12 protein-coding genes are annotated in these 13,976 nt (G+C 67.9%); 6 read left to right on the top strand and 6 right to left on the bottom strand.

Annotation, left to right across the window (positions count from 1 at the left end; genetic code table 11):
• Positions 1–9: 9 nt before the first annotated feature.
• Positions 10–1,635, top strand: a complete 1,626-nt coding sequence (locus KM176_RS15900) for an ABC transporter ATP-binding protein (protein ID WP_160894909.1) — start codon at positions 10–12, stop codon at positions 1,633–1,635.
• Between the two features lie 47 nt (positions 1,636–1,682).
• Positions 1,683–3,122, top strand: coding sequence for a sulfatase-like hydrolase/transferase (locus KM176_RS15895; RefSeq protein ID WP_160894910.1), 1,440 nt, complete (start codon positions 1,683–1,685; stop codon positions 3,120–3,122).
• Between the two features lie 186 nt (positions 3,123–3,308).
• Here the strand turns inward: KM176_RS15895 and KM176_RS15890 are convergent, their stop codons facing one another.
• A complete protein-coding gene (locus KM176_RS15890) occupies positions 3,309–4,436 on the bottom strand; it encodes an aromatic ring-hydroxylating oxygenase subunit alpha (protein WP_160894911.1) in 1,128 nt (375 codons plus the stop codon).
• A 269-nt stretch (positions 4,437–4,705) separates the two neighbouring features.
• Between KM176_RS15890 and KM176_RS15885 the strand changes: the two genes are divergently transcribed.
• Positions 4,706–5,449: a class II aldolase/adducin family protein gene (locus KM176_RS15885; RefSeq protein WP_160894912.1), complete on the top strand. Its 744-nt coding sequence runs from the start codon at positions 4,706–4,708 to the stop codon at positions 5,447–5,449.
• A gap of 39 nt (positions 5,450–5,488) precedes the next feature.
• Here the strand turns inward: KM176_RS15885 and KM176_RS15880 are convergent, their stop codons facing one another.
• From KM176_RS15880 to KM176_RS15865, 4 genes are all read right to left on the bottom strand, one after another.
• Positions 5,489–6,415, bottom strand: coding sequence for a LysR family transcriptional regulator (locus KM176_RS15880; RefSeq protein ID WP_160894913.1), 927 nt, complete (start codon positions 6,413–6,415; stop codon positions 5,489–5,491).
• 70 nt (positions 6,416–6,485) lie between these two features.
• Positions 6,486–7,163 carry a DUF1028 domain-containing protein gene (locus KM176_RS15875; protein ID WP_160894914.1) on the bottom strand — a complete coding sequence of 226 codons (678 nt, stop codon included), beginning with the start codon at positions 7,161–7,163 and terminating at the stop codon, positions 6,486–6,488.
• A 79-nt stretch (positions 7,164–7,242) separates the two neighbouring features.
• Positions 7,243–7,656, bottom strand: coding sequence for a RidA family protein (locus KM176_RS15870; RefSeq protein ID WP_160894915.1), 414 nt, complete (start codon positions 7,654–7,656; stop codon positions 7,243–7,245).
• A gap of 24 nt (positions 7,657–7,680) precedes the next feature.
• Positions 7,681–8,964 (bottom strand): flavin-containing monooxygenase, encoded by a 1,284-nt coding sequence (locus KM176_RS15865; RefSeq protein WP_160894916.1) that lies wholly within the window; start codon positions 8,962–8,964, stop codon positions 7,681–7,683.
• A gap of 255 nt (positions 8,965–9,219) precedes the next feature.
• On the opposite strand from KM176_RS15865, the gene argE reads away from it, so the two are divergent.
• Together argE and KM176_RS15855 are read left to right on the top strand one after the other, a co-directional pair.
• Positions 9,220–10,347 carry an acetylornithine deacetylase gene (gene argE, locus KM176_RS15860; RefSeq protein ID WP_160894917.1) on the top strand — a complete coding sequence of 376 codons (1,128 nt, stop codon included), beginning with the start codon at positions 9,220–9,222 and terminating at the stop codon, positions 10,345–10,347.
• Between the two features lie 212 nt (positions 10,348–10,559).
• On the top strand, positions 10,560–11,888 hold the full coding sequence (locus KM176_RS15855; protein ID WP_202397846.1) for an LLM class flavin-dependent oxidoreductase: 1,329 nt from the start codon (positions 10,560–10,562) through the stop codon (positions 11,886–11,888).
• A gap of 97 nt (positions 11,889–11,985) precedes the next feature.
• Here the strand turns inward: KM176_RS15855 and KM176_RS15850 are convergent, their stop codons facing one another.
• Entirely contained in the window at positions 11,986–12,201 is a 216-nt protein-coding gene (locus KM176_RS15850) for a hypothetical protein (RefSeq protein WP_160894918.1), read from the bottom strand.
• A 153-nt stretch (positions 12,202–12,354) separates the two neighbouring features.
• Between KM176_RS15850 and KM176_RS15845 the strand changes: the two genes are divergently transcribed.
• Positions 12,355–13,962 (top strand): tetratricopeptide repeat protein, encoded by a 1,608-nt coding sequence (locus tag KM176_RS15845; RefSeq protein ID WP_160894919.1) that lies wholly within the window; start codon positions 12,355–12,357, stop codon positions 13,960–13,962.
• Positions 13,963–13,976 lie beyond the last annotated feature (14 nt).

The raw sequence follows: 13,976 nt of genomic DNA, 5'->3' as shown, positions 1-13,976 counted from the left end.
AGCCCTGCCATGACCCAACCGCTTCTGAAGATCGACGGCCTGCGCATCGAGGTCGAGAAGGACGGCGCCTGGTCCGAGATCCTGCACGGTGTCTCGCTTGATCTGCACCGCGGAGAGATCCTGGGCGTGATCGGCGAAAGCGGCGCCGGCAAGTCCACCATCGGCCTGGCCGCGCTTGGCTACGTGCGCAAGGGGGGGCGGTTCTCGGGGGGGACGGTGCATCTGGACGGCGTCGAGATGCTGAGCGCCCCGACCGCCCAGGTCGAGAAGATGCGCGGGATGCGGGTGGCCTATGTGGCCCAGTCCGCCGCCAGCCATTTCAACCCGGCCCATACCATCGGCGACCAGTTCGCCGAGGTGCTGCGGATGCGCAGCCCGATGAAGAAGCGCGACATCGCGCGCAAGGCCGCCGACCTTTACGCAGAGCTGGGCCTGCCCGATCCCGAAAGCATCGGCGGGCGCTATCCGCACCAGCTTTCCGGCGGGCAGCTTCAGCGGGCGATGATCGCCATGGCGATGGCCACCGATCCGGACCTGCTGATCTTCGACGAACCGACCACGGCGCTGGACGTGACCACCCAGCTGGACGTGCTGGGCTGCGTGAAACGGGCGCTGACGCGCTCGGGGGCGGCGGCGCTGTATATCACCCACGATCTGGCGCTGGTCGCGCAGATCTCTGACCGGATCATGGTGATGCGCCATGGCGCGGTGGTGGAAAGCGCGCCGACCCGGCAGATGCTGTCGGCGCCCGCCGAAGACTATACCCGCGCGCTGCTCAAGGGCGTGGCCAGCGAACGCGGCCCTGAATTCGAGGCCCCGAAGGGCGAACGCGCGCTGCTGCGCCTCGACAATCTGACGGCCAGCTATGCCTCGGGCGGGAAGACCGTGCTGAAGGACGTCACCGTCCATGTCCATCGCGGCGAAACGGTCGCCATCGTGGGCGAGAGCGGCTCGGGCAAGTCGACGCTGACGCGCTCGGTCGTGGGTCTGCTGCCGCCCTCGGACGGGGCGATGGTGTTTGACGGCCAGCAGCTGCTGCCGAAGCTGGAAAACCGGCGCGGAGAGGTGCTGCGGCGCATCCAGCTGGTGCACCAGCTGCCCGATCTGTCGCTGAACGGCGCCCAGAGCATCGGCACGATCATCGGCCGTCCGCTGCAACTGTTCCGCGGCCTGAAGGGTCAGGCGCAGCGCGACCGGGTGGCGGAACTTCTGAGCATGCTGGAACTGCCGGAAAGCTATGTCAGCCGGCTGCCGCACCAGCTGTCGGGCGGCGAGAAGCAGCGCGTGGCGATTGCCCGTGCCCTGGCCGCCGAACCCGAGCTGTTGATCTGCGACGAGGTGACCTCGGCGCTGGACCAGCTGGTGGCGGCGGGGGTGCTGCGCATCCTGCGCAAGCTGAAGGAAGAGCTGGGCCTGTCGATGATCTTCATCACCCACGACATGGCCACCGTGCGCGAGATCGCCGATACCGTGATCGTCATGCGCCAGGGCGCGGTGGTCAACCGCGGCACCGTGGCCGAGGTTCTGGACCATCCGAGCGAACCCTATACCCGCCAACTGGTCGAGGCCGCCCCCGAGATGGATCCGGACTGGATCACCCGGGTGCGCCCCGATTTCGCCTCGGCGCGCGGCTGAGGCGGGGCAGGGGGGTGCCCCTGCCGCGACGCCTGAAAGGAAGACCCATGAGCAGAGCCGGAAACCTTCTGGTGATCCTGTCGGATGAACATGCCGCGACGGCCCTTGGGATCGCGGCCTCCGACGTGACGGTGCATACCCCCAATCTCGACCGGCTGGCGGCGCGGGGGGTGCGCTTTACGGATGCCTATACGCCCTCGCCGATCTGCGTGCCGGCGCGGGCCGCCTTCGCAACCGGGCGACGGGTGCATGACATCCGCCTGTGGGACAATGCGATGCCCTACAAGGGGCAGCCGCGCGGCTGGGGCCATGGGCTTCAGGATTCCGGCATCCGCGTCGAATCCATCGGCAAGCTGCACTACCGTAACAGCGAGGACGACACCGGCTTTGACCGCCAGACCCTGCCGATGCATGTCGCGGGCGGGCATGGCATGGTCTACGGATCGCTGCGCCGCGAGGATGAGCGGGTCTGCCAGCGCAGCACCCGGATGCTGGGCGATTACATCGGCCCGGGCGACAGCCCCTATACGCAATATGACGCCGCCGTCACCGACAGGACCTGCGCCTGGCTGTCCGATGCCGCCGGGGGCCGCGATCCCTGGTGCCTTTACGTGGGTCTGGTGGCGCCGCATTTCCCGCTGGTGGTGCCGCAGGCCTTCCTGGACCTCTACCCCGAGGGCTGCCTGCCGCCGCTGCGCCTGCATCCCCGCGATGGCTATGAAAAGCACCCATGGGTGGCGCTGCATGATCAGGCCTTCGTCGGCGATGACGGCATGGTCGACGAGGCCGAACGCCAGATGGCGCGCCGGGTCTACTATGCGCTGTGCAGCTATCTGGATCACAACGTGGGCCGGATCCTCGATGCGCTGGAGGCGGCGGGCCTCTCGGAGACGACGACGGTGATCTACAGCAGCGATCACGGCGACAATGTTGGCACGCGGGGGCTTTGGGGCAAGGGCAACTTCTACCAGGAAAGCGCCGCCGTTCCGCTGATCGTCGCCGGTCCCGGCCTGCCGCAGGGCGCCCTGTGCCGGACCCCGGCGACGCTTCTGGATATCTCGGAAACCATCCTCGATCATTTCGGGGCGACGCTGGAGGGCACGCGGCCCGGACGCTCGCTTTATGATCTGATCGCCGAGCTGGAGGATCCCGAACGCGTGGTGTTCAGCGAATACCATGCGGTGGGGGCGGTTTCGGGCGGCTACATGCTGCGCAAGGGCAGCTGGAAGCTGATCCACTACCAGGGTTTCCCGCCCGAGATGTTCGATCTGCAAAGCGACCCGGGCGAGACGGTGAACCGCGCCGCAGATCCCGCCTGCATGGCCAAGCGGGCCGAGCTTTACGCGGCGCTGCACGCGATCTGCAATCCCGCCGAGGTCGATGCCATGGCCTTCGAGGATCAGGATGCGCTGATCGCCAGCTACGGCGGGCGCGAGGCCGCGATGAAGGTCGGCGCCGTGGGGGCGACCCCGCCGCCCAAGGGCTGAGCGCCCGGAAAACAGGCAGTCCGTCAGGGCCGTGGCGTCACCCGCCGCGGCCCTTTTCGCATCCGGACGGGGCATCGGAGGGGCGTCGGGGGGCGGCAAACAGAAAGGGCCGCGACAGTGCTGTCGCGGCCCTTCCCGTGCCGGGTCGGAGGCAGGGAATGAAACCTTCCCGGCAGGTGATCGACCTCAGGCCTGGACCTTGTCCAGGATCCAGCGGGCGAATTCGTAGTTCGGACGTTCCAGATGCGAGAGCGCGCCGGGGGCGGCGAACTTGCTCTGCATGCCCTTCCAGACCTTCTCGGTGCAGCCCTTGTCCTCTTCGTTGACATGGTCGAGCAGCGCCTTCAGCGCGTCGAAATATTCGGGCGCCTTCGGGTCTTCCATGAATTCCGGGGACAGGCCGCCGCCGTAGAGGATCTTCACGTGGTCCGGGCCGTCGGGCATCAGCGAGAGATACCAGAAGTAGCCCGGCGTCAGGGTGATCAGCAGCGAGGGGTAGATCGCCAGCAGCCAGGTGCGCTTGCGATCGTCGCCTTCCAGCGTGGTGTTGGACGGGTGGGCGAGGGCCAGCGGCACGCGCTCATCCTTCAGGATGTGGTGGTAGTTGAAGCTTTCGAAGCCTTCCGGGCAGACCATGTCCTTCAGTTTCGACGCCCCGCCGATGGTGCCTGCGTGGCAGACCGGCAGGTGGTAGCTTTCCATGAAGTTCTCGGCCAGGATCTTCCAGTTGGTGTTCCAGCGGTGCTCTTCGCGGAACAGTTCCTGGTAGCGCGACATGTCGAGGTAGCCGACCAGATCGTCGACCTCTTTCAGGGCCTCGGCGGGTTCGGGCAGGTCGGCATCCAGCGTGACCATGATCCAGCCCTGCCAGTCGACGCAGCGGATCTGCGGCAGCGCGATGTGCTCCTTGCAGAAGGATCCGTTCAGCTCCATCGCGGGGGCGCCGCGCAGGGTGCCGTCCAGCGAATAGGTCCAGGCGTGGTAGGGGCAGACGATGGCGCGCGTGGTGCCGCGCCCTTCCAGCAGCGTGGACATGCGGTGGCGGCAGACGTTGGACAGCGCGCGCAGCTGGCCGTCGCGGTCGCGCAGCACGATCACCGGCTCGCCCGAGATTTCCATGGTCAGGTAATCGCCGGGGTTCTTCAGCCCGTCGGCACGACCGGCGCAGATCCAGCTTTTGGCAAAGATCTTCTCCTGCTCCTCGGCAAGGAAGGCGGGATCGGTATAGACCGAGACGGGCATGGCCTGAGCCTGCTCGAAGGGGGCGGACATGGTCTTTGCCAGCTCGGCCACGGGTGAGGAATGCGCTGTCATCGTGGTTGTGTTCCCTGTCTTGCTGGGTCAATTCTGCGCCGCGGAACGGCCGGAAGAAAGTATCTTCTCTCTCAGCAGGGCGAAGGACAGGGCTAACCAGAGGGCACCTGGGTTCGGCAAAGCTGACACCGCTCAGGATGTAATCCTTAGTCCCGGGCTAATCAAAGCTGCGATACTTTGTTATTTACCCTAACCCGTCCGGGTCGCAGTCTGGGGCGGACATATTGCGGCCCGCGCCTCTTGCGGGCGGCCAGAAGGAAGGACCTAGGATGCTGGATCAAGACGTGCTCGACGAGGGCCAGGCGCGGATCGACCTTGCGGCGGCGCTGCGGATGACGGCGCGCGCCAACATGCACGAGGCGGTGGCCAACCACTATTCCGTGGCGCTGAGCGCCGATGGCAAACGCTTCCTGATCAACCCGAAATGGATGCATTTCGCCCGGGTGCGGGCGTCGGACCTGATCCTGGTGGACATGAACGACCCCGAGGCGACGGCGAAGCGCGATGACCTGGACACCACCGCCCGGGTGATTCACGGCCAGGTCCACAGCCTGTGCCCGGCCGCGCGGGTGATCATGCACCTGCACCCGGTCGCCACCACCGCGCTGGCCTCGGTCGAGCCGCCGGAAATGCCGGCGATCGACCAGAACTCGGCCCGCTACTACAACCGCGTCGCGGTCGATACCCATTACGGCGGCATGGCGAATTCGGACGAGGAAGGCCGCCGGCTTGCCGGTCTTCTGGGCAACCATTCGCGCCTGCTGATGGGCAACCACGGCGTCATGGTCACCGCCGCCACCATGGGCGAGGCCTGGGACGACATCTATACCTTCGAGCGCGCCGCGCAGATCGTCGTGGCGGCGATGGCGACGGGCCGTCCGCTGAAGCATCTCTCGGCCGAGGCCGCCGAGCAGACCGCGCAGGACTGGGAAGGCATCGCCGATTTCTCGATCCGCCATTTCGAGGAGATGAAGCTGATCCTCGACAAGGAATGCCCCGACTACAAGGACTGAGGTCCTTTCCCACGTGACCCGGGGTCCCGGGTCACGTGGTCATGCCTGATAGGCGAAGGCGGTATCGGGGGTGACCTGGTGCTGCACATGGGCGACGAAGGCCGCCACGTTGCGCGAGGTTTCGGCCCCGGCGGTCATCATCAGCCCCAGCCGCAGCGCCCGCACCGGGGCGGCCAGCGGCACGTAGCGCAGCCGCCCGCCATCGGGCGCCCGGTCGCTGAGCGGCTTGATATTGGCGATGGAATAGCCGAAATCATTGGCCACGAGGGAGCGCATGACCGCGATGTCGCGGGTGCGCTCGACGATGTTGGGGGTGACGCCCGCATCGGTGAGCAGCGACAGGAAATATTCCGAACTCATCGGCAGATCGAGCAGCACCATCGGGAATTCCGCCAGCTCGGCGGGGGTGACGACCTTGTTGTTGGAGAGCGGATGCGTCTCGCTCAGCAGGGCGAAGGGGGGCAGGTCGATCAGCGGCAGGAAGTGGAAATCGGCGGGCACGTTCAGGTCGTAGGTCAGCGCCACGTCGATGCGCGCGGCGCGCAGATCCTCGAACAGTTCGGACTGGTCGCGTTCGTACTGGAAGAAGGTCACTTCGGGATACATGTCGACGAAGCCGCGGCGCAGCTTGGGCAGCATGATCTGCGCGAAGGTCAGCAGGCAGCCGACGCGGAAGTTGCCGCGCACGTTGCCGGCGATGTCATTGGCCAGCTCGGTGATGGCGCGGGCCTTGTCGAGGGCCTCTCGGGCGCCGACCAGAAAGCGTTCCCCCACCTGGCTGAGCGAGAGGCCCTGGGCATGGCGGCGCACGAAAAGCTGCAGGCCGAACTCGGCCTCCAGCTGACCGATGGCCGCCGAGATCGTCGGCGAAGACACGTTCACCTTCTGCGCGGCCAGCGCGATGGAGCCGCATTCGCAGACGGCGACGAAATATTCCAGCTGTCTGAGCGTGAACCTCAGGGGCATGTGCGGCTCCGGTCTGTGTGTGGCGGGGTTGTAGCCCCGCCACAGGGTGCAGGCAATCGCGATGCCCGGTTCATTCGTCGCCCGGCACCCCGTAGGAGGGGGCGTCGCCGGGGTTCAGCGCGCGGGTGACGTAATCGTCTGCCTGGGGCCTGTAGACTTCCCAGGCGCGGGCGAGCGCTTCGATCGGGCAGGCGTCGTCCAGCCAGTCGATGCGCAGCTCGGCATAGGGCCAGGCCTGCTTGTCGACGACCAGAAGGCCCGCGGAATGCACCGGACCGGCTTCGCCACCGGCGGCCATGCCGGCCTGCATCGCGGCGATCAGCCGGTCGCCCAGCGATCCGGTCGCGGTCTCGAAGGCCTTCACCATGGTGGCGGGGATCTGGTCATTGGCCAGCAGGTTGCCGCCCGAGGCGCAGTCGGTGCCCTCGGCCGAGGTCCAGATGCCCAGGGCGCGGGCGCCGGAATGGATCGCGGTGCGGCCTGCGCCGTCGATGGCGATCAGCTGGCGGAAATCGGCATAGCCGTCTGCATCGCGGGCCCGGGCCACGGCCTCGGGGGCGGTTGCGCCGGTTGCGATGGCGTCCAGCATCATCGGGCCGAGGGCGGGGTTGGTGATGTTCTGCGAGGAGGCCGCGCCGACCCCGGCACGGGCAAAGGCGCAGCGCGCCGCCACCGCCGGAGAGGACGAGGAGATCGCCATGCCGAACTGGCCGGTCTGTGCGCAGCGCGCCACGATGGAGAAGGTCATGCGGGACTCCGTTCAGGAAAATGTAAAAAGGCCCGGACGAGGGGTCGCCCGGGCAGTTGGGGATCGCGGGGAGTCGCGATCAATCGGGAATGACGGCGGTGGCCTCGATCTCGACCAGCCAGTCGGGACGGGCGAGCGCGGTGACCACAAGCCCGGTGGAGACCGGGTGCACGCCCTTGATGTATTCGCCCATCACGCGGTAGACGGCCTCGCGGTGGCGCACGTCGGTCAGGAAGACCTGGACGCGGCAGACATGTTCCATGCCGCCGCCGCACTCTTCCATCAGCTGCTTGATGTTCTGCATGACCTTGTGGGCCTGCACGGTGGGGTCGTGGCTTTCGATGTTCTTGGCGTCATCGAGGTTTTGCGGGCACTGGCCGCGCAGGAAGACCATGCGGCCCCGGGCGACGACGGCCTGGCAGAGGTCGTTGTCGAGGTTCTGCTCGGGGTAGGTGTCCTTGGTGTTGAACGGACGGATGCGGGTATGAGCCATCTTCGGTGCTTTCGAGAGGGAGGGTCAGGCGTTCTGCGCGGCCGGAGCGGCGGCCGGGGCATCGGGGGTATAGGCGTTGTAACCGGCGCGGATCGCGATGTGATCGGCGATGTAGCGCGCGTCGTGCCAGACGCCCCAGATGAAGCTGGAGCCACGGCCCGACAGCCAGGGCAGGCCGAGGAAGTAGATCCCGGTTTCCGCCGAGACGCCGCGCTGGTGCTTCGGGCGCCCGGTCTCGTCGAAGGCATCGACATGCAGCCAGCCATAGTCGTTCGAGAACCCGGTGGCCCAGATGATCGTACCGACGCCGGCGGCCTTCAGGTCCAGCGTTTCCAGCGGATCGGTGACGCAGGCGGGCATTTCGCCCAGCTGGCGCGCTTCGGGTTCTTCGGGCAGATCCAGGCCGTTGCGGGCGATATAGGCATCGGCCTCGTCCAGCAGGGCGAGGTAGTTGTCGTCGCCGCGCAGGATGTTGCGTTCGATGTCGGGGGCAAAGCGCAGCACGCCGTCGGTGCAGCTTTCGGTGCGCCCGACAAGGGTGATGCCCTCGCGGCCCAGGCGGCGGAAGCTCATGGTTTCGCCGCCATTGGCGCCCGAGACGGCGATGGTGACATGTTCGGTGCCCGGCGCGCTGGCCTGCATGTCCCATTTGCCCAGCACGCCCAGCCACCAGACGAAATCGCGGCCCCGGTAGGCGCGCGGCGGGCGGTCGTGCGGCCCGACCGAGAGGTAGACCTTGCGGCCCGCGCGGCCCAGTTCCTCGGCGATCTGCGCGCCGGAAGAGCCCGCGCCCACCACCATCACCGCGCCCATCGGCAGATCGGCGGGGTTGCGGTAGTCGGAGGAATGCATCTGCCTGAGGCCGGCGGTTTGCGGCACGATCGGCGGGATCACCGGGGTCTGGAAGGCGCCGGTCGCCACGACCACGCTTTTCGCCTCGATGGCGCCGGCAGAGGTGGTGACCAGAAAGCCCGGGCGGCCCTTCAGCGGATCGACGGCGGTCACCTCGACGCCGGTGCGCACGGGGGCGTCGACCATCTTGGCATAGGCTTCGAAATAGGCGGCGATCTCTTCCTTCGGGGGGAAGCCGTCACCGGGGGTCTCGGGGAAGTCCATGTTCGGGAAGCGGTCGTGCCAGGCGGGACCGTTCGCCACCAGCGAATCCCAGCGGCGCGTGCGCCAGCTTTCTGCGATCCGGTCCTTTTCGAGGACGATGTGCGGCGTGCCGTTGCGGCCCAGATGCTCGCTCATCGCCACGCCGGCCTGCCCTGCGCCGATGACCAGCGTATCGATCGTTTCAACCGGCATAAGCCAACCCTTTCCTGAAATCTTTCACGCGGGGGCAAACCCCCTGTCCCGATCAGCTTAGTCGGCGGATGGGTTCGGGAAAATTATGATTTGATGTAGCACTGCTTAGGAAACCCCTTTGTCGTGCAGCCCGCAGTTGCGCGACCCCGCGTCAGGACCAAGCCCGCGTCTAAGCGATGCTCAGGCAAATCGTTCTGGCGATGCCCCGGGCAGGGCGCTAGGCCGGGGCCTGCCATCCGGACGACAGGAGCCGCCATGCAGACCGACAGAGTGCAGCAGATCCTTGGGGATCTTGTGGGTTTTCCGACAATTACGCGCGGGCCGAACCGGGCGCTGATTGATTATTGTGCACAGCTTCTGGAGGCGGCGGGCTTTGCGGTGCAGATCGTGCCGGCGGCTTCGGGCGACCGTTTCGGGCTGCTGGCGCGTTTCGGCGCGGGCGCGGGCGGGCTGCTGTTCTCGGCCCATACCGATGTCGTGCCGGTCGAGGGGCAGGACTGGACCCTGCCGCCTTTCGAACTGACGCAGCGGGACGGGCGGCTGCACGGGCGCGGCACCACCGACATGAAGGGCTTCATCGCCTGCGTTCTGGCCATGGCCGAGGGGCTGCGGGCGGCGCCGCCCGCCCAGCCCGTGGGCATCGCGCTCAGCTGGGACGAGGAGGTCGGCTGCCGTGGCATCCCCGAGATGATCGACCAGGTGATCCCGGTGCTGGGCCGTCCGGATCTGTGCATCGTCGGGGAACCGACGCTGCTGAAGCTGGCCATCGGCCACAAGGGCAAGGCCAGCTACCGGGCGTTTTCGGCGGGCGAGGCCGGGCATTCCGCCATGGCCCCCGATTTCACCAATGCGCTGCACGCCGCCGCCGACCTGATCGCAGAGATCCGCCGCGTCCAGGCCGATCTGATGGCCCATGGCGCGCAGGACCCGGACCAGCATCCCGCCTGTTCGACCATCCATGCCGGGGTGATGAAGGGGGGAGTCGCGCTCAACATCGTGCCCGACAGCGCCGAGGTGCTGTTCGAGATCCGCCACCTGGCCACCGAGACCCCGGCGCAGATCCTGGCCCAGCTTCGGGTGCCCGAGGGGGTGACGATCACCGGGACCGGCAGCTATCCGGGGCTTGAGGCCGACCCCGAAGATCCGGCGGTGCGCGCCTTCGCAGCGTTGCTGCCCGATGGCGGCGCCGAGCCGGTGAAGATCGCCTTCGGGACCGAGGCGGGCTTTTTCGCGGCGCTCGGCATTCCCACCGTGGTCTGCGGCCCCGGCACGATGCGCGATGGCCATCAGCCCGACGAGGGGATCGAAATCGCCCAGCTTGTCGCTTGCCGCGCGCTGCTGGAGCGGGCGGTGCGTCAGGCTGTCCCCGCGTCAGGGAGGTAGGCACGTCCTCTGCCGGGACCCCCTTGGTTAGGTTGGCGCTAACCGGCTGCGCGGAAATTTGTAATGTCTTCCTGTCGCTTTCCGCGCCTAGGCTGTCGCAAGAGCCGGGCCTTTGGCGCACCGGCCAGATCAGCGCGGGCGGTTCGACCCTTCGACCGCCCGTCGTCCCGGCCCCGGTTCACGGGGGCCCGGGTCCACACGGAGTACGAAGATTGAGCAAGACACAGATCGCCCTCGCCTGCCTGTTCCAGGCCAATGGTCAGCATAACGGAGCCTGGCGGATGCCCGAGGCCGAGCCCGGCGCGGATACCGACATCCAGCACTACATCCGCTATGCGCAGAAGCTGGAAGCGGCCAAGTTCGATCTGTTCTTCCTGGCCGATACCCCGGCAAGCCGCACCGACAACCTTGAGGTCTGGACCAAGTCTCCGATCTACCAGAACGGGCTGGAACCGATCACCGTGCTGAGCGCGCTGGCGATGCATACCAGGCACATCGGTCTGGGCGGCACCATGTCGACCTCTTTCTCGGAGCCGTTCAACATCGCCCGCCAGTTCGCCGCGCTCGACCATATCTCGGGTGGGCGTGCGGCCTGGAACGTGGTGACCTCGGCCAATGACTACGCGGCGCGCAACTTCGGCCTCGACCGTCTGCCGCCCCATGCGCGCCGTTACGAGAAGGCCGGTGAATGCGTCGATGTGGTGCAGAAGTACTGGGACACCTGGGAGGATGATGCCTTCATCTTCGACAAGGAAGGCGCCCGCCAGTTCGATCCGGCGAAATACCACGTGGTCGATCACGACGGCGAATTCTTCAAGGTCTACGGCGGTCTGAACGTTGCCCGCGCGCCCCAGGGTCACCCGGTGATCATCCAGGCCGGCGCCTCGGATGCGGGCAAGGAGCTGGCCGCGCGCACCGCGCAGGTGGTCTTCGGCACCGGCGGCAGCAAGGAGGCCGCGCGCGCCTTCTATACCGACCTGAAGGGGCGGATGGCGAAATACGGCCGCGCCCAGGACCAGCTGAAGGTGCTTTCTGGGCTGAACGTCATCATCGGCGACACGGTGCAGGAAGCGGAAGAGAAGTACGAGTACCTGCGCTCCTTCATCCCGCCGGAACTTTCGGTGCTGTATCTCTCGATGGATCTGGAAACCCAGCTGCTGGACCTGCCGCTGGATGCGCCGATCCCCGAGGATCGCATCCCCGCCGCCTCGAACCACCACACCGCCTATTTCAACCAGATCGTGGAGCTGATCCGCTCGGGCAAGACGCTGCGCGAGATCGCGGCCAGCTACAAGCGCGGCAACCGCTTCATGTGCGGCACCCCGGAGATGGTCGCCGACTGGATGGAGGAATGGGTGAGCGAGGGCTGCGGCGACGGCTTCATGCTGCCGCTGGCCTACCTGCCGGGGATCCTGGACGATTTCGCCGGCAAGGTGATCCCGATCCTGCAGGAGCGCGGCCTCTACAAGACCGAATATGCCGGCGAGACGCTGCGCGACGGCCTGGGGCTGGATCGTCCGGTCAACCAGCACCTGCTGTAAGCGCCGCCAAGGCCAGAAGGATTTGGGCCGCCCCGGGGTTCGGGGCGGCCTTTTCATGTCGGGGCCCGTGTCGTCGGGTCCTGTGTCGGGGCCGGGGTTACCAGGTCTCGGCGCGGGGGATCGGCCCGGCCTGACCGCTGTGGCGGTGGTTGGCGGCGCTGCGCGGGGCGATGCCCAGATCCTCCAGCCGCTCGCGCGGAAGGGCATCCAGTGCCCGGTCGCGGACCTGCCCGGTCCGGGTGGCGGGGCGGCGGGCCTTCAGCAGGCCGGTCAGCGTCAGGGCGGGGGCGGTCAGGGTGGACATCAGGGTCATCGGTTCTCTCCGGGGGTAAGGTGTGATCCCATGCTGCGCCCACCCACGTCAGGGTTGCGTGAATTTCCGGGTGCAACGCCATGGCGCGAGTGCAATACTTCCGTCAAAACATCGTCATGCCGCGTGAAAACCACCTTGGGAGGCCCGTCTGCGATGCCCCGCCTTGTGCTTCACCTGTCCGGCCCCTTCCTGGCCGAGCATGACGGCGCGCCGCTGGAGGGGCTGGGGCGCCGCGCCCAGGGGCTGCTGGCCTATCTGGCCTGCCAGCCGGGGCTTCGGGCAGAGCGTGGCCTGCTGGCGGACCTGCTGTGGTCGGATCGCGGGGCGGCGCAGGCGCGGGCCTCGCTCCGGCAGGAACTGTCGGCACTGCGGCGCCGGCTGGGCGATGGCATCGGCGCCGACCGCCAGGGGATCTGGCTGGCTGCCGACACCACCGAGGTGGCGCGGGGCGAGGGTGATTTCCTGAGCGGCTTCGACCTGCCCTCGGAAGGTTTCGAGGACTGGTTGCGGGCGCAGCGACAGGCCGCTCCCCCCGCCGCGCCCGAGGCGCCCGCGCGCCGGCTGGACCGTCCGGCGCTGGCGGTGCTGGCCTTCGAGGCCTTCGGCCCCGGCGCCTCCGAGATGTTCGCCGACGGCATCGTCGAGGAAATCACCGCCGCCCTCAGCCGAAGCCGGGATTTCGACGTCATCGCCCGCCAGTCCACGGTGATGCTGCGCGCCAGCCCGCTGCCGGTCCCCGAGATCGCCGCCCGGCTGGGGGCCAGCTACCTGTTGCAGGGCGCGGTGCGGCGCTCCGGCGACCGGGTGCGGATTTCGGTCCAGCTGGTGGGCGGGCGCGACGGGCGTACCCGCTGGTCGGGACGTTTCGATGATCGTCTGGATGACCTGATGGATCTGCAGGACCGCATCGCGGCCCATGTCGCGGGGCAGCTTTCGCCGAACCTGCGCGCCGCCGAGATCCTGCGCGCCCGGCGCACCGCCCCCGAGGACCGCAGCAGCTACGAGCTGGTGCTGACCGCGCTGCCGCATTTCTGGGTCCATGACCCGCAGGAGAACCGCCGCGCTCTGGTACTGCTGGACCGGGCCGTGGCCCGCGATCCCGAGGCCGCCCATGCGCTGGCGATGAAGGCCTGGTGCCATGCCCATGACTGCTGCTACCTGTGGACGCCGCGCCCGGACCTGGCGCGGGCGCAAAGCCGGGCGGCCTTCGACCGCGCCTATCCCCGGGTGCAGGACAATCCCGCCACGCTGACCGCGCTCAGCGCCGCGGCGGCCCTGGCGTTGCGGGATTTCCCGCTTTCGGAAGAGCTGGCGCTGCGGGCGCTGGAGCTGGATCCGAACAACGCCTGGGCCTGGCTGCGGCTGGGCTGGGTCGCGGTCTACCTGAACCGCCCCGAAGAGGGGCTGACCCATTTCGACCGGGCCGAGAACCTCAGCCCGCTGGACCCCTTCCTGTTCAACATGCAGTTCGGGCGGGCGGCGGCGCTGCGGGTGATGGCGCGCTACGATGCCTCGGTCGCGCTGATCGAGAAGGGGATGCGCGCCGCGCCGACCGCGCACTGGGCGCACCGGATGATGTTCGGCACGCTGTGGCTGAAGGGGGACCGGGCGGGGGCGGTGGCGGCGGGTCGGCGCTGGCTGGCGCATTTCCCGGACCTCTCCACCGACATTCTGCTGGAGGGGCTGCCCTCCTGGACCCATGACCCCGGCTACCTGGAGGTACTGCGCGACTTCCGCGCCCGCATCCCCCCCGAGGACTGAACCGCCCCCGGGGC

Source organism: Pseudooceanicola endophyticus, from assembly GCF_018760365.1.
GTDB classification, from domain to species: Bacteria; Pseudomonadota; Alphaproteobacteria; order Rhodobacterales; family Rhodobacteraceae; genus Pseudooceanicola; species Pseudooceanicola endophyticus.
This window is presented reverse-complemented; position numbering and strand designations above follow the sequence as displayed.

Excerpts from the sequence above, each read along its gene's own strand:
- KM176_RS15900 (WP_160894909.1), top strand. The coding sequence starts at position 10 with ATGACCCAACCGCTTCTGAAGATCGACGGCCTGCGCATCGAGGTCGAG.
- KM176_RS15895 (WP_160894910.1), top strand. The coding sequence starts at position 1,683 with ATGAGCAGAGCCGGAAACCTTCTGGTGATCCTGTCGGATGAACATGCC.
- KM176_RS15890 (WP_160894911.1), bottom strand. The coding sequence starts at position 4,436 with ATGACAGCGCATTCCTCACCCGTGGCCGAGCTGGCAAAGACCATGTCC.
- KM176_RS15885 (WP_160894912.1), top strand. The coding sequence starts at position 4,706 with ATGCTGGATCAAGACGTGCTCGACGAGGGCCAGGCGCGGATCGACCTT.
- KM176_RS15880 (WP_160894913.1), bottom strand. The coding sequence starts at position 6,415 with ATGCCCCTGAGGTTCACGCTCAGACAGCTGGAATATTTCGTCGCCGTC.
- KM176_RS15875 (WP_160894914.1), bottom strand. The coding sequence starts at position 7,163 with ATGACCTTCTCCATCGTGGCGCGCTGCGCACAGACCGGCCAGTTCGGC.
- KM176_RS15870 (WP_160894915.1), bottom strand. The coding sequence starts at position 7,656 with ATGGCTCATACCCGCATCCGTCCGTTCAACACCAAGGACACCTACCCC.
- KM176_RS15865 (WP_160894916.1), bottom strand. The coding sequence starts at position 8,964 with ATGCCGGTTGAAACGATCGATACGCTGGTCATCGGCGCAGGGCAGGCC.
- argE (WP_160894917.1), top strand. The coding sequence starts at position 9,220 with ATGCAGACCGACAGAGTGCAGCAGATCCTTGGGGATCTTGTGGGTTTT.
- KM176_RS15850 (WP_160894918.1), bottom strand. The coding sequence starts at position 12,201 with ATGACCCTGATGTCCACCCTGACCGCCCCCGCCCTGACGCTGACCGGC.
- KM176_RS15845 (WP_160894919.1), top strand. The coding sequence starts at position 12,355 with ATGCCCCGCCTTGTGCTTCACCTGTCCGGCCCCTTCCTGGCCGAGCAT.